Source organism: Streptomyces sp. NPDC052036, assembly GCF_040680495.1.
Lineage (GTDB): Bacteria > Actinomycetota > Actinomycetes > Streptomycetales > Streptomycetaceae > Streptomyces.
Genome location: NZ_JBFAWW010000002.1, coordinates 299136 through 313836, shown reverse-complemented (window position 1 = coordinate 313836; position 14701 = coordinate 299136). Strand labels below are relative to the sequence as shown.

13 protein-coding genes are annotated in these 14701 nt (G+C 70.0%); 10 read left to right on the top strand and 3 right to left on the bottom strand.

Translation table 11 applies throughout. From position 1 onward, the window contains the following. Window positions 1-2 precede the first annotated feature (2 nt). Entirely contained in the window at window positions 3-905 is a 903-nt protein-coding gene (gene galU, locus AB0L95_RS05440; protein ID WP_365157276.1) for a UTP--glucose-1-phosphate uridylyltransferase GalU, read from the bottom strand. 133 nt (window positions 906-1038) lie between these two features. Between galU and AB0L95_RS05435 the strand changes: the two genes are divergently transcribed. Beyond that, a complete protein-coding gene (locus AB0L95_RS05435) occupies window positions 1039-1614 on the top strand; it encodes a 5-formyltetrahydrofolate cyclo-ligase (protein WP_365157273.1) in 576 nt (191 codons plus the stop codon). Between the two features lie 95 nt (window positions 1615-1709). On the opposite strand, the gene AB0L95_RS05430 is transcribed toward AB0L95_RS05435, so the two are convergent. Continuing rightward, on the bottom strand, window positions 1710-4475 hold the full coding sequence (locus AB0L95_RS05430) for a penicillin acylase family protein (RefSeq protein ID WP_365157270.1): 2766 nt from the start codon (window positions 4473-4475) through the stop codon (window positions 1710-1712). A gap of 257 nt (window positions 4476-4732) precedes the next feature. Between AB0L95_RS05430 and AB0L95_RS05425 the strand changes: the two genes are divergently transcribed. The 6 genes from AB0L95_RS05425 (at window position 4733) to mscL (ending at window position 10674) form a co-directional block, all read left to right on the top strand. After that, entirely contained in the window at window positions 4733-6259 is a 1527-nt protein-coding gene (locus tag AB0L95_RS05425; protein WP_365157267.1) for a potassium/proton antiporter, read from the top strand. 329 nt (window positions 6260-6588) lie between these two features. Further along, complete coding sequence (locus tag AB0L95_RS05420) at window positions 6589-7860, top strand: MFS transporter (protein WP_365157264.1); 1272 nt, start codon at window positions 6589-6591, stop codon at window positions 7858-7860. A gap of 68 nt (window positions 7861-7928) precedes the next feature. Further along, complete coding sequence (locus tag AB0L95_RS05415) at window positions 7929-8240, top strand: FmdB family zinc ribbon protein (RefSeq protein WP_365157261.1); 312 nt, start codon at window positions 7929-7931, stop codon at window positions 8238-8240. Window positions 8241-8369: 129 nt separating this feature from the next. Beyond that, window positions 8370-9221, top strand: coding sequence for an S-methyl-5'-thioadenosine phosphorylase (locus AB0L95_RS05410; protein ID WP_365157258.1), 852 nt, complete (start codon window positions 8370-8372; stop codon window positions 9219-9221). A 253-nt stretch (window positions 9222-9474) separates the two neighbouring features. Next, entirely contained in the window at window positions 9475-10068 is a 594-nt protein-coding gene (locus tag AB0L95_RS05405) for a hypothetical protein (RefSeq protein WP_365157255.1), read from the top strand. A gap of 135 nt (window positions 10069-10203) precedes the next feature. Further along, a complete protein-coding gene (gene mscL, locus AB0L95_RS05400; RefSeq protein WP_365157252.1) occupies window positions 10204-10674 on the top strand; it encodes a large conductance mechanosensitive channel protein MscL in 471 nt (156 codons plus the stop codon). 54 nt (window positions 10675-10728) lie between these two features. Here mscL and AB0L95_RS05395 read toward each other — a convergent pair whose 3' ends face one another. Then, window positions 10729-10923 (bottom strand): hypothetical protein, encoded by a 195-nt coding sequence (locus tag AB0L95_RS05395; protein ID WP_311695516.1) that lies wholly within the window; start codon window positions 10921-10923, stop codon window positions 10729-10731. A 436-nt stretch (window positions 10924-11359) separates the two neighbouring features. Between AB0L95_RS05395 and AB0L95_RS05390 the strand changes: the two genes are divergently transcribed. The 3 genes from AB0L95_RS05390 to AB0L95_RS05380 all read left to right on the top strand — a co-directional run bounded on the left by AB0L95_RS05390 (window position 11360) and on the right by AB0L95_RS05380 (window position 14666). After that, complete coding sequence (locus AB0L95_RS05390; RefSeq protein ID WP_365157248.1) at window positions 11360-12388, top strand: P1 family peptidase; 1029 nt, start codon at window positions 11360-11362, stop codon at window positions 12386-12388. A gap of 138 nt (window positions 12389-12526) precedes the next feature. Continuing rightward, window positions 12527-13750 (top strand): Ig-like domain-containing protein, encoded by a 1224-nt coding sequence (locus tag AB0L95_RS05385; protein ID WP_365157245.1) that lies wholly within the window; start codon window positions 12527-12529, stop codon window positions 13748-13750. Between the two features lie 157 nt (window positions 13751-13907). Further along, window positions 13908-14666, top strand: a complete 759-nt coding sequence (locus AB0L95_RS05380; RefSeq protein ID WP_365157242.1) for a DUF6227 family protein — start codon at window positions 13908-13910, stop codon at window positions 14664-14666. Window positions 14667-14701: the final 35 nt, after the last annotated feature.

The window sequence follows — 14701 nt, the reverse complement described above, 5'->3', positions numbered from 1 at the left end:
CGCTACATCTCCTCGGATACGTAACTGCGAAGCCAGGCCCGGAAGTCCGGCCCCAGGTCTTCACGTTCGCACGCGAGTCTGACAATGGCACGCAGGTAGTCACCACGGTCGCCGGTGTCATAGCGGCGGCCCGTGAAGACGACACCGTGCACCGGGCCGCCGACCTTCTCGTCCTCGGCGAGTTGCTGGAGGGCGTCGGTGAGCTGGATCTCGCCGCCCCGGCCCGGCTCGGTCTTGCGCAGTATGCCGAAGATGTGCGGGTCGAGGACATAGCGGCCGATGACCGCGTAGTTCGACGGGGCGTCCGCCGGATCCGGCTTCTCGACCAGCCCGGTCACCCGGACCACGTCGCCGTCCTCGGTGGCTTCGACGGCCGCACAGCCGTAGAGGTGGATCTGCTCCGGCGCGACCTCCATGAGCGCGATGACGCTGCCGCCGCGCCGCTCCTGGACCTCGACCATGCGGGCCAGCAGGGGGTCGCGCGGGTCGATGAGGTCGTCGCCGAGGAGGACGGCGAAAGGCTCGTGGCCGACGTGCGGGGCCGCGCACAGCACGGCGTGGCCGAGGCCCCGGGGGTCGCCCTGGCGGACGTAGTGCATGGTGGCGAGGTCGCTGGACTCCTGGACCTTCGCGAGCCGGTTGGCGTCGCCCTTCTTCTGCAGGGCCGACTCGAGCTCGTAGTTGCGGTCGAAGTGGTCCTCGAGGGGACGCTTGTTGCGGCCTGTGATCATGAGGACGTCGTCGAGCCCCGCGGAGACCGCTTCCTCGACCACGTACTGGATCGCCGGCTTGTCGACGACCGGCAGCATTTCCTTGGGGGTGGCCTTGGTGGCCGGGAGGAACCGGGTACCGAGGCCTGCCGCGGGAATGACAGCCTTGGTGATCCTGGGGATGGACTCAGTCATACCCGCCACCCTATCGGGTGGCTTTGTGCGGTATCTGTGGCTCCGATTAATTTGCTCTCATATGAGCAGATCAAGGAAGGCAGGGCAGTGACCAGTGGTTCCCAGGGAACACGACGCGGAGCCTGACAAACGAATGTTGCGGCAAGGCTTCCTCTCGATGAGAAGCAGGTTGACGGCGGATGACGTCGACCTGGCCGCGGGCGCGCTCGCCGAGCGGGCCCTGGAGCTGCCCGAACTCGCGCACGCGCGCACGGTCGCGGCGTATGTCTCCGTGGGGGAGGAACCCGGCACCCTCGCCCTCCTGGACGCCCTGCGCGCGCGAGGCGTACGCGTCCTGCTGCCGGTGCTCCTGCCGGACAACGACCTGGACTGGGGCGTGTACACCGGACCCGACTCCCTGGTCCGCGTCCGGCGCGGCTCCCGGATGGCCCTCCTGGAGCCTGCGGGCGAGCACCTGGGCCCGGAGGCCGTACGGCAGGCCGACGCCGTGCTGCTGCCCGGCCTGGCCGTCGACGCACGCGGCATGCGTCTGGGGCGCGGCGGGGGCTCCTACGACCGTGTGCTGGCCCGTCTGGAGCGCGCGGGAGCCGGCCCGGCGCTGGTGGTGCTCCTCTACGACCCGGAGGTCGTCGACCGCGTCCCCGAAGAGGCGCACGACCGTCCCGTGCACGCGGTGGTGACACCCTCGGGCGTACACCGCTTCCGCTGACCACCGGCGGACCCGCGGACGACCGCTCGACGAGAACGGCCCTCCACGCACGCGTGGAGGGCCGTTTCTCACCGGGTCTCACCCGGCGCCCGGGGTCAGGGCTTGAGCACCAGGGTGTCGGTCGTGCTCTTGTCGACCGCGTCCTTGGTGAAGTGCCACGACAGCAGTTCACCCTGGGCCCACTTGTCCGTCTGGTCGGTGTAGTGGGCGCTGTAGGCGTGTCCCGAGGCACCGGACAGATTGATCCACTTGGACTTGTCGAGGTCGGCCAGGTTGACCACCATGCGCATCGACGGCACCCAGACGGCGCCGTAGCCGCCCGCCGCGTTCCAGCCGGTGGCGTTCACGGTCGCCTCGCCGCCGTCGAGCTTCCAGGGCCCGCGGTTGAGCATGTACTGCAGGAGACCGGGGCCGTCGGTGCCCAGCGTCTGGTTCTTCAGGAACAGCCGGTGCAGCCGGCCCCAGCTCCAGGTGTCCAGATCGTTGCCGAGCTTGGCGGTCAGCTCCCAGCGGGCGTCCTTCATGGCCCGCGCGAACAGCTCGTCACGCGTCGTGGCGGCCGGGTCGGTGCGCGTCTTGGGCGTCTGCCACCAGTCGTTCTTCTCGTCGTCGATGATGCTGCGCACCACCTCGAACCAGCGGTCGCCTCCGTCGGGCTGAGCCTGGTCCGCGTCGCGCTGGCCGCACTCGCGCACCTTCTGGTCCGCGTCCGCGGGGCCGGTGGAGTCGGCCGGCTCGACCCACAGGCACTGGCCCTTGACCCGCAGCTCCTTGGGCAGCTTGTTGCCGAACGCGAGCTTGAGGATGTTGCGCCAGACGGCGTTGAAGTAGGCGGCCGCCGCCGAGTCGGCGTCCTGGGTGTAGTCCCAGCCCTCCAGCAGCTTCTGCGTCTCACGGACGTGCTTGTCCGCGACATCGATCTTGAGCAGCTTGGGCACCAGGAGCTTGGCGATCTCGCTGCTGTTGTCGAGCTGCATCTGCCGCATGTCGTCGGTCGAGATCTTGCCGCCGCCCTTGATCTTCGACTCGATCAGGTCGGTGATCCGCTGGCTGCGGGTGCCGTAGCCCCAGTCCGTGGTGAGGGTGTAGGGGTACTTGTCCTTGTCGATCACGGCCTGGTTGGCGGTGACGATGTAGCCGCGCTTCGGGTTGTACTCGTACGGCAGCGCGGCCTGCGGGATGTAGCCGGTCCACTGGTACTTGCCGTCCCAGCCGGGCGCCGGGACCGAGCCGTCGTCGCCCGACGCGCGCGTGGGGATCCTGCCCGGCAACTGATAGCCGATGTTGCCCTTGGTGTCGGCGTAGATCAGGTTCTGCGAGGGCACGTCGAAGGAGCGGGCCGCCGCGCGGAACTCGTCCCAGTTCGACGCCTTGTCGAGCTCGAAGACGGCGTCCATGGACGTACCGGCGTCCAGGGCGGTCCAGCGCAGCGCGATCCCGTAGCCGTCGCCGCGGTCGGGCGCCGCGGTGTTCACGGTGGCCTTCTTGCCCACGTTGACCAGCTCGTCGTCGCGGTCGGACAACAGCGGGCCGTTGTTCGTCTCACGGACGACGATCTTCTTGGAGTCCCCTCCGGCGACCTTGATCGTCTCGGTGCGGGTGGTGAACGGCTTCACCTTGCCGTCATAGAGGTAGCCGTCGCCGGACAGCTTCTCCAGGTAGAGGTCGGTGACGTCGACACCGGAGTTGGTCATGCCCCAGGCGATGTTCTGGTTGTGGCCGATGACCACCCCGGGCATACCGGCGAAGGTGTAGCCGCTCACGTCGTAGTGGCAGGAGCTGGAGAGCTGCGTGCAGTGCAGGCCCATCTGGTACCAGACCGAGGGCAGCGAGGCCGTCAGATGCGGGTCGTTGGCCAGCAGCGGCTTGCCGGTGATGGTGTGGCTGCCGGCGACGACCCAGGAGTTGGAGCCGATGCCGTTGCCGTTCACGCCCACGGCCGTCGGGAGGCTGTCGAGGCTCGTGGACAGCCGCGCCAGCTGACCCTGCAGTCCGGTGCCGGTCGAGGAAGTGCCGGACGTGGACGTACCGGTCACGGAGGTCCCGGTCGTCGACTGGCCGCCCGTCGAGTCACTGTCCTCGAAGGCCTTGGTGACAGCGTCGTACTGGCCGGTCTGGACGATCGGCTTGTTGCGGTCGTAGGGGTACTCCGGGTACAGATCCGCGATCTGCTTCGGACCGAGCCGGCTGGTCATCAGCGAGCGGTCGATCTCGTCCTTCATGTTGCCGCGCAGGTCCCAGGCCATCGCCTTGAGCCAGGAGACCGAGTCGACCGGCGTCCACGTCTGGGGACGGTAGTCGTTGGTCAGGGACAGCGCCGCGTACTCCAAGGAGATGTCCTTGCCGTCCTTGCCCTGCAGATAGGCGTTGACTCCCTTGGCGTACGCCTGGAGATACTTCTTCGTGGCGGACGAAAGCTTGGTGTCGTACTCCTTCTGCGCCACCCTGTCCCAGCCCATGGTGCGCAGGAACTCGTCGTTCTTGACCTGGCTCTTGCCGAACATCTCGGACAGCCGTCCGGATGTCATGTGGCGGCGCACGTCCATCTCGTAGAACCGGTCCTGCGCCTGGACGTATCCCTGCGCCATGAACAGGTCCTCGTCCGAGGAGGCGTAGATCTGCGGGATCCCGTAACCGTCACGCTTGACCTGAACGGGACCCGACAGGCCGCCGAGCGTGATCGAACCCTTGGTCTGCGGGAAGGAGGCACGGACGGTGCTGAGGGACCAGTACCCGCCATAGCCGAAGCCCCCCACAAGGGCCACAACCAGGACGATCACGAGCAGACGGGCTCTGCGCCCCTTCTTCCTGCCGGACTTGCCGGGCTTCTGGCCGGAAGAGGCGGTGGTGTTGGGGGGCATCGCTGTCCTTGCTGTCCTAACACGAGCGGCAGGGCGGGCTGTGCTTTCTACTGAGCGCTGGGAGCAACCATAGGCGCAGGGCCCGCACCGCCTTGACGCGGAGTCGGGAACGCGCCCCGGACGGGAGTTCGATCATGCGCCTCGAAGCGTCAAGAAAGCGTCAAGACTTAGGTAAGGTAATGAAGTACCTGTCCTGAACATCCCGGCGGACCCCGATTCCTGCCGGGCCCGAGGCGTCCCCACGGCGACGCCCCGGATTGGCGAGAAGGGAACGGCCGCTGACTGTCCACCACCTCAACCAGCTCCTGCTCGTCTGTTCGCTCGTCCTGCTCATCGCGGTGGCGGCGGTCCGCGTCTCGTCACGCAGCGGGCTCCCCAGCCTGCTCGTCTACCTGGGCATCGGCATCGCCATGGGGCAGGACGGGGTGGGCGGCATCCACTTCGACAACGCCGAGCTCACCCAGGTCATCGGCTACGCGGCCCTGGTCGTGATCCTGGCCGAGGGCGGTCTCGGCACGAAATGGAAGGAGATCAGGCCCGCGCTCCCCGCGGCCTCCTCCATGGCCCTGCTCGGCGTCGCGGTGAGCGTCGGCGTCACGGCGGCCGGCGCGCACTACGTGAGCGGCCTGGAATGGCGGCAGGCGCTCATCGTCGGAGCGGTGGTGTCGTCGACCGACGCGGCGGCGGTCTTCTCTGTCCTGCGGAAAATCCCGCTCCCCGCGCGCGTGACGGGCGTTCTGGAGGCCGAGTCCGGCTTCAACGACGCCCCGGTGGTCATCCTCGTCGTCGCCTTCTCCGCCGCGGGCCCGGTGGAGCACTGGTACCGGCTGGTGCTGGAGATATGCGCGGAGCTGGCCGTCGGCGCCGCCATCGGCCTCGCGGTGGGCTGGCTCGGCTCCTGGGGCCTGCGGCATGTGGCGCTGCCCGCCTCCGGCCTCTACCCGATCGCCGTCATGGCCATCGCGGTCATGGCCTACGCGGGCGGCGCGCTCGCCCACGGCAGCGGCTTCCTCGCCGTGTACCTGACGTCGATGATGCTCGGCAACGCCAAACTGCCGCACTGGCCCGCGACACGCGGATTCGCGGAGGGGCTCGGCTGGATCGCCCAGATCGGCATGTTCGTCCTGCTCGGCCTGCTGGTCACCCCGCACGAGCTGGGCGACGACGTGCTGCCCGCCCTCGTCATCGGGCTCGTGCTGACGATGGTGGCGCGCCCCCTGAGCGTGATGCTGAGCCTGCTGCCGTTCCGGGTGCCGTGGCAGGAGCAGACGCTGATGTCATGGGCCGGGCTGCGCGGCGCGGTCCCCATCATCCTGGCGACGATCCCCATGGTGAACGGCGTCGCGGGCAGCCGCCGCATCTTCAACATCGTCTTCGTCCTCGTCGTCGTCTACACCCTGGTCCAGGGCCCGACCCTGCCGTGGCTGGCCCGCGTCCTGCGCCTGGGCAAGGGCCCCGAGGCCGCCGACCTCGGCATCGAGTCGGCACCCCTGGAGCGGCTGCGCGGGCATCTGCTGTCCGTCGCGATCCCCGAGGGCTCACGGATGCACGGCGTGGAGATCAGCGAGCTGCGGCTGCCGCCCGGGGCCGCGGTCACCCTCGTGGTGCGGGACGGCACCTCGTTCGTGCCGCTGCCCTCGACGGTGCTGCGCCGCGGGGACGAACTCCTCGTGGTCGCCACGGACGAGGTCCGTGACGCGGCGGAGCGGCGCCTGAGGGCCGTGGGCCAGGGCGGCAAGCTGGCCGGCTGGCTGGGGCTGGGGAACGGGGCGGCGGGGTCCTGACGGCGAGGGCCGACGAGACGGCGGGGGTGGGGTTACGGGAACGTTTCGCCCGATTCACACCTCCGGCAATCGCAGGCGCAGGACCCGATGGTGCCCCTTTTCACAGGTTCACTCGCCCCCCACCTCTGTACAATCAAGGCGACCCACCTTGATCGAACCAACTCTGCCTGACGCAGAGCTGGCGCGACCGTATGGCGGCCGGGCCCCCTGAGCAGTGGGCGACGGTATCTACCGCAGTCCGCGCAAGAGGACAGCTCTCGGCGCGCCCTCACACGGCGAACGGGCCCACATAAGGGGCCGCGCTACCAGGCGGCAGAAAGGCACGGGCCGTGGTGTCCACGGTCACCTCGAAGTCGTCCCGTCCGGGCTACGGACAGCTGCTGCGCACTCGCGGCGCCTGGACGTTCCTGCTCCCCGGCTTCGCGGCGCGTCAGCCGTTCGCGATGCTCACCCTGTCCATCGTGCTGCTGGTCCAGCACACGACCGGCTCCTACGGGGCCGCGGGCGCCGTCGCGGCCGCCACCGGCGTCTCCATGGCGCTGTTCGCGCCCTACAGCGGCCGGCTCGCCGACCGCCACGGCCAGCGGGCGGTGCTGCTGCCCGGCGTCCTGGCACACGCCCTCGCGGCCACGTCCCTGACGGTGCTCGCGCTGGCCCACGCACCCCTGTGGGCCCTGTTCGCGGCGGCCGTCCCGACCGGTGCCTCTGTGCCGCAGGTCGGCCCCATGGTGCGGGCCCGCTGGGGCGTGAAGCTCAAGGACTCGCCCCTGATGCCGACGGCCGCGGCCTTCGAGTCCGTCACCGACGAGCTGACCTTCGTGCTCGGACCGCTGCTGGCGACGGCCCTGTGCACCGCCGTGGACCCGGCCGCGGGCCTGCTGGCCGAGGCGACGCTCACACTGGTCGGCGGTGTCCTGTTCGCCACGCAGAAGGGCACACAGCCGCCCGTCGCCGCCGAGACGCACGCGCGCGTGCAGCACGCCTCAGCGCTGAGCATTCCCGGGGTACGGGTGCTGATCGCGACCTTCCTGGGCATCGGTTCCGTCTTCGGCGGCATGCAGGTCTCGCTGGCCGCGTTCAGCGAGTCGATCGGCTCCCCGGGTCTGAACGGCGTCCTGTACGGCGTCTTCGCCGCCGGCAACATGCTCTCCGGCCTCGTCTGCGGCGCCCTCGCCTGGAAGGCGTCCCCGCAGCGTCGTCTCGTCGTCGGCTACGCGGCCCTGGCGCTGGCCGCCTCCTCCCTGTGGACCGCGCACTCCGTGGTCCTCCTGGCGGGCCTCGGCCTGCTCGTGGGCATGTGCATCGCCCCCGCCCTGATCACCGGCTACACGCTCGTCGACGGACTGGTCCCGGCGGGCGCCCGCACCGAGGCCTTCACCTGGCTGACCGGGGCGGTCGCGCTCGGCCAGGCGGCCGCGGTCACCGTCGCCGGACAGTTGGAGGACCGCCTGTGGGAGGGCGCCGGATTCCTCGTCCCGATGGGGGGCACGGTGCTGGCACTGGTGACCCTGGTGTCCCTGCGGTCACGGCTGGCGGCACGGCCGCGCGGACGCACCGTGGCACGTGGCGTCGGTCACCGCTCCCCTGCCACGGTGGACTGATCGCGGGGAATGCGTCACTATTGATGGTCGTTAGCACTCATCGAGTAAGAGTGCCAGGAGGAAGACTAGTGCCGACCTACCAGTACCAGTGCACCGAGTGCGGCGAGGGCCTCGAGGCGGTGCAGAAGTTCACCGACGACGCCCTGACCGAGTGCCCCAACTGCGGTGGCCGCCTGAAGAAGGTGTTCTCCGCCGTCGGCATCGTCTTCAAGGGCTCCGGCTTCTACCGCAACGACAGCCGCGGCTCGTCCTCGAGCAGCAGCCCGGCGTCGTCGTCCTCGAAGTCGTCGAGCTCCTCCTCGTCGTCGTCCGGCTCCGGGTCGTCGTCGTCCGGCTCCGGATCGTCGTCGAGCGGCACCACGTCCAGCTCCGCCGCGTAAGGCTCCGCTCAGCGACCCCGCTGTCGCACGACGGCGGGGCCGACAGGCTTCTCCTGGTCCCCCCTTGCCCCCGCTCTCGTGCGGCGGCGGGGGGATTCGCGTTGTTCGGGGCCCGCTACTGTGCTCGCCATGGCGAACGCAGAAATCGATGTCAGGGCGGAGATCGGGGTCATCGGCGGCTCGGGTTTCTACTCGTTCCTCGACGACGTGACCGAGATACAGGTCGACACCCCCTATGGAGCACCCAGCGACTCCCTCTTCCTCGGTGAGATCGCCGGCCGGAAGGTCGCCTTCCTCCCCCGCCACGGCCGCGGCCACCACCTCCCGCCGCACCGGATCAACTACCGCGCCAATCTCTGGGCGCTGCGGTCCGTCGGCGTACGGCAGGTGCTCGGACCGTGCGCCGTGGGCGGGCTCCGCCCCGAGTACGGTCCCGGGACGCTGCTGGTCCCCGACCAGATGGTGGACCGTACGAAGGCTCGGACGCAGACGTACTTCGACGGGCTCCCGCTGCCCGACGGCAACGTCCCGAACGTGGTGCACGTCTCAGTCGCCGACCCCTACTGCCCCGTCGGCCGGAAGGCCGCGCTGGAGGCGGCCCGCGGACGGGACTGGGAGCCGGTGGACGGCGGCACGCTGGTCGTGGTCGAGGGCCCGCGCTTCTCCACCCGTGCCGAATCGTTGTGGCACCAGGCGCAGGGCTGGTCCGTGGTCGGCATGACCGGCCACCCCGAGGCCGCGCTCGCCCGCGAACTGGAGCTGTGTTACACGTCGTTGACCCTCGTCACGGACCTGGACGCGGGGGCCGAGACCGGCGAGGGCGTCTCGCACGACGAGGTGCTGAAGGTGTTCGCGGCCAACGTGGACCGGCTGCGGGGCGTGCTGTTCGACGCGGTCGCGGGGCTGCCGGCGAACGAGACACGGGACTGCCTGTGCACGACCGCGCTGGGTGGGATGGATCCGGGTTTCGAGCTGCCGTGATGCCGTGCAGGCGTGATGCCGTGCCGTCGTGATGCCGTGACGTCGTGATGCCGTGCAGGCGTGATGCCGTGCAGGCGTGATGCCGTGACGTCGTGATGCCGTGCAGGCGTGATGCCGTGCGGGCGCCCGGAACGCCTCGTTCGGGTGGGCGAGTTGTCCACAACCGGCCGGTAGTCCACGGGCCTCGGCGAGCGGCGCCGTAAAGCCTCATCGTGGACGGCGTCCCGCTCTCACGACGCAGGTGGTGATCACCATGGCTCGGCTCTCTCCGCCCTACCCCGATACTTCCGTACACCTGCCGCACCCCGGCACCGTGTATCCGCCCGCCCTCGGCGGTCTCGGAGACCGTTCGAGCGCGCCCCCGATCTCCGCAGTGCCGCACTTCGCGCCCCTGCGCGTGCGCGGCGGGCGGCATGGGCTGCACCGTCTGCTGGGGCATCGGAGGCGGGCCGTGGCCGTGGGCCTCGCGGTCACCGCGGCCGCGCTGGTCGCGGCGGGGCCCGGCGGCTCCGAGGGGGCGCGGGGACATCCAGGCGTCGGCAGACACCCCAGGGCGGCCGCAGGGCCCGCGGGGGCACCACGCCCCGTGGAGATGGTCACGGCCCCGGTACGGATCGCGGACGGGGCGACGGTGCGGCTGTTGCGGCCCGGCGACCGGGTCGATGTGATCGCGGCCGACGGCGGGGGCAGCGCCACGGTGGTCGCGCCTGGGGCCCGGGTGACGCGGGTGCCGGACGAGGAGCCCACAGAGAGCGGCGCGCTGGTGGTGCTCTCCGTGCCGCGCGCCACGGCCGCGCGCCTGGCCGGTGCCGGCGCGGCCTCACGGCTGGCGGTGACGCTGTGCTGACCACGCCGGAGACACCCGTCGGCCGGGCTCCGAGTCCCGTTTGCCGGCCCCCGGGCTGGACAGGCGTGGGAGGGCCTGACGTAGGTTGCGGAGCTGTTTGTTCCGCAACGTGTGCAGTCGAGGAGGGGCTCACTGGTGAGCGAGAAGAAGGCGCCGAGCGTCTTGCAGGGGTTCAAGGCGTTCCTGATGCGAGGGAACGTCGTCGATCTGGCGGTCGCGGTGGTCATCGGCGCCGCCTTCACCAGCATCGTGAACTCCGTGGTGAAAGGCGTCATCAACCCGGTCGTGGGTGCGCTCGGCACCCAAAGCCTGGACAACTACAGCTCCTGCATCAAGGACCCCTGCACAGGTACCGGGGCGAACGCGACGGGGGTCCGGATCCTGTGGGGCTCGGTCCTCGGTTCCACGCTCAACTTCCTGATCACCGCGGCTGTCGTCTACTTCCTGATGGTCCTGCCCATGTCCAGGTTCCTGGCCCGGCAGGAGGCGCGCCGCAAGGCGAAGGAGGGGACGGACGAGGCGATGGAGGTCAGCGAGTTGCAGGTTCTCAAGGAGATACGCGACGCTCTCGTCTCCCAGCGCGAATCGGAACGCACCAGGTCATAGCGGACCGAGGTGGAAAGGGCACCGATGAGTCGGCCGCCCTATGCCCGGGAGCACTCACAGGTGGTGGGGCGGCTTCTCGTCGAGGAAACGCGCCAGGTCGGCCGCGCTGTCACCACTCGTGCCGGGCCGCTCGCCCCACCCCTGGTCGGTGTCGTCGGAGGACGGCCGGCTCAGCGGGTCGTCGAAGACGAGGGCGTCCTTGGGGTCGGGCTTGGCATCGCGCGGCGCACGGGCGGGGGTGGTGCTCATGCCCCCCAGCGTACGTCCGCGACGCCGGGGCACGGGGCCGGTCCTTCCGCCAGGCAGCCACTGGGCGCGGGACCAGCCGGCCAGCTACCCGGCGCGAGCACAGTACCCGGCCGGGCGACGCTGATCGATGGCCAGTGACAGACGGCGGATGTCGGATGGCCGATGGCCGGGGTCCGGTGGCCGATGACCGGTGGCCGATGACCGATGACCGATGACAGACGGCGGATGTCGGATGGCCGATGGCCGGTGGCCGATGACAGACGGCGGATGTCGGATGACCGATGGCCGGGGTCCGGTGGCCGGTGGCCGGTGACAGACGGCGGATGTCGTATGACCGATGGCCGATGGCCGATGGCCGACGACTGATGACTGATGTTCGGCCCCCGCTCACCGGTCACCGGCCCCCGGACCCCTGGCCTCGACGGATCATGGAGGCATGACAGTTGACGCTCTGACAGATGTCGCGGGTCTCCGGGTGGGCCATGCCACACGGACCGGGGACGGTTGGCTGACCGGGACCACCGTCGTCCTGGCCCCGGAAGGCGGGGCCGTCGCGGCCGTGGATGTGCGCGGTGGCGGGCCCGGCACCAAGGAGACCGACGCGCTCGACCCGCGCAACCTGGTGCAGAAGGTCGAGGCGGTCGTCCTGACGGGAGGCAGCGCATACGGACTGGACTCGGCGTCGGGCGTGATGGCCTGGCTGGAAGAGCGCGGGCGCGGGGTGCGGGTCGGTCCCGATCCGGCGCACGTGGTGCCGGTCGTACCCGCCGCCTGCGTCTTCGACCTGGGGCGCGGTGGCGACTTCAAGGCCCGTCCGGACGCGGCGGTCGGCCGGGCGGCGGTCGAGGCTGCCGCGGCGAGCGAACCGGGCGCACCGGTGGTGCAGGGCTGCGTCGGTGCCGGCACGGGTGCGACGGTCGGCCCCTTCAAGGGCGGGATCGGCACGGCGAGCACCGTGCTCGACTCGGGGATCACCGTGGGCGCACTGGTCGTGTGCAACGCGGTGGGCTCGGTGTCGGAGCCGACGACGGGCGCCCTGTACGGGGAGTTGGCCCAGGGCCGGGTCGACCTGCCCACGCCGGAGGTGCACGAGGCCGCGCGGCGACGGCTCGCCGAGGCCGCGGCGGAGGGCGGCCGTCCTCCGCTGAACACGACGCTCGCGGTCGTGGCGACCGACGCCGACCTCACCAAGGCACAGGCGCAGAAGCTCGCCGGCACAGCGCACGACGGCATCGCGCGTGCCGTACGGCCCGTGCATCTGCTCAACGACGGGGACACGGTGTTCGCGCTGGCCACCGGCGCGCGTCCGCTCGCCCCGACGGGCCCCCTCGCGCTCAACGAGGTGCTCGCGGCGGGCGCGGACCTGGTGACGCACGCCATCGTGCGGGCCGTGCGCGCCGCCGTGTCGGTCGACGGGCCGGGCGGATCGTGGCCGTCGTACGAGGAGTTGTACGCGGGGCGATAGGGGACACGGCGAGCGATTGTCCTGGTTCTGTCACATGGTGGCCTTCACTTGGCAGCCATGGGAACTCTTCACCGGGACATCGACTCTCTCTCCACGTACTGAAGCGGATCACGCACCTCAAGAGACCTGGAGAAGCCCGTGACAACGCCGGACATGCGAGCGCGGCGCGTACTGGGGGCCAGTGCCGCCCTGATGATCGGCGCCCTGACCCTCACCGCCTGCGGTGGCAGCGCCAACGCCGACAACGGCAAGGGCGGAAAGGACTCGAAGGACTCCGCCAAGACCTCCACGGCGACGATCGCCATCAGCGCCAAGGACGGCGCCACCGACGCGTCGATCAACGCGACCGGGGTGAAGGTCAGCGACGGGAAGCTGACCGAGGTGAAGATGACGGTGGCGGGGACGAGCACCGCCGTCGCGGGGGACATGTCCTCGGACGGGACGTCCTGGAAGCCGAAGGAGCAGCTGGAGCGCGGGACGAAGTACGAGATCTCGGCGACCGCCAAGGATGCGAACAACCGGGTCGCGGCCGCCAACTCGATCTTCACGACGGTCTCTTCGGCGAACAGCTTCATCGGCACGTACACGCCCGACAACGGCACGACGGTCGGTGTCGGGATGCCGGTGTCCTTCAACTTCAACAAGTCGATCACCGACAAGAAGGCCGTGCAGTCGCACATCACGGTGACCTCCAGCAGCGGGCAGCAGGTCGTGGGGCACTGGTTCGGGACCCAGCGGCTGGACTTCCGGCCCGAGGACTACTGGAAGGCCGGCTCCAAGGTCACGATGAAGATCGACCTGGACGGGGTCCAGGGCGCGAACGGCATCTACGGCGTGCAGAAGAAGACGGTGACCTTCACCGTCGGCCGTTCCCAGGTCTCCACGGTGGACACCCGGACGCAGACCATGACGGTGGTGCGGGACGGCCAGACCGTCAAGACGGTCCCGGTCTCGACCGGCAGTCCGCAGCACACGACGTACAACGGGCAGATGGTGATCTCGGAGAAGTTCACCCAGACCCGTATGAACAGCCAGACGGTCGGGCTGGGCGGCGAGTACGACATAGCGGATGTGCCGCACGCCATGCGGCTGACCACCTCCGGGACCTTCATCCACGGCAACTACTGGTACAACAAGGGCAACCCGCCGTTCGGCAGCGAGGGCACCAGCCACGGCTGCGTCGGAATGGCGGATGTGCAGGGCGCGCAGGGGGACACGACCGCGAAGTGGTTCTACGACAACTCGCTGGTCGGGGACGTCGTGATCGTCAAGAACTCCCCGGACACAACGGTCGCGCCGGACAACGGCCTCAACGGCTGGAACATGGCGTGGAGTGCATGGACCGCCGGAAGTGCCGTCTGACCAGGACGTTCTGACACCATCTCGGGCCGCGCGGGAACCAACCGCGCGGCTCGGGCGTTTTCCCACCGTACGTTTTCTCGGTTCGCGGACATGATGTCCGACCGAGGGGCTACGGTATGCACCCACAAGGTGACATGCAGCAACGCCGGGAGAAGCCTTGAGCGTTCCGTACAAGACGGCGGCGCACGAGCCAGCCGAGTCGCCCGAGTCTCCGGAGGAGCACCTCGCGCGGCTGCTGGGCCGTGCCCTGAACTCCTTCGAGCTGCCCGACGAGACGATAGCGATGCTCGACTGCGCGCTGGCCGACGACAGTTCGCTGCACTCGGCGCACCACAGCGCGGGCCTGCACCGGGAGACGTACCGGCACACCTGGCTGCTGGCGGACGGCTCGGCCGTCACCCTGTGGGAGCTGGTCCACAACACGGGACCCGGCGGCCACCTGGAACACGAGGTGTACGTGGACGAGGAGGAACTGCGCGCCGCCACGGCCCGGCTTCCGCTGACGCCGGACGCCCCCGAGTTCGAGCTGCCCGTGCCGGTTCAGCTGTCCCCTGTCCCCGAGCCCCGTCATGCGTACCGGCCCGACGGCTCGGCGGACCATGCCCGTCGGCTGCTGCGCCGCGCCGAGAACCCGGACCGCCCGGACGCGGACCTGGAGTCGTTACTGCTGCGCTCGGCGTTCGCACACGAGATCACGCAGTCCTTCGGCCGGCCGGGCCGGGCCGCCCGGGCAGGGCTGAGCTTCTCGCTCTACGAGCACGCGTTCCTGCTGCGCGACGGCCGGGAGCTGTCCCTGTGGGAGGTCGAGCACACGGCGACACCGGACGGACGCCACATGTGCGAGGTGTACGCGACGGCGGAGAGGGCGCGGGAGGCGATGGACCGCCGGGCGGAGACACTCGGCCGCTCCCGCTGAACGAAACGCCCCCACTGAACGAAACCGCCCAGGAC

Coding starts and splice junctions, on each gene's coding strand:
- galU (WP_365157276.1), bottom strand. CDS start 905: ATGACTGAGTCCATCCCCAGGATCACCAAGGCTGTCATTCCCGCGGCA.
- AB0L95_RS05435 (WP_365157273.1), top strand. CDS start 1,039: ATGTTGCGGCAAGGCTTCCTCTCGATGAGAAGCAGGTTGACGGCGGAT.
- AB0L95_RS05430 (WP_365157270.1), bottom strand. CDS start 4,475: ATGCCCCCCAACACCACCGCCTCTTCCGGCCAGAAGCCCGGCAAGTCC.
- AB0L95_RS05410 (WP_365157258.1), top strand. CDS start 8,370: ATGGCGAACGCAGAAATCGATGTCAGGGCGGAGATCGGGGTCATCGGC.
- AB0L95_RS05405 (WP_365157255.1), top strand. CDS start 9,475: ATGGCTCGGCTCTCTCCGCCCTACCCCGATACTTCCGTACACCTGCCG.
- AB0L95_RS05395 (WP_311695516.1), bottom strand. CDS start 10,923: ATGAGCACCACCCCCGCCCGTGCGCCGCGCGATGCCAAGCCCGACCCC.
- AB0L95_RS05390 (WP_365157248.1), top strand. CDS start 11,360: ATGACAGTTGACGCTCTGACAGATGTCGCGGGTCTCCGGGTGGGCCAT.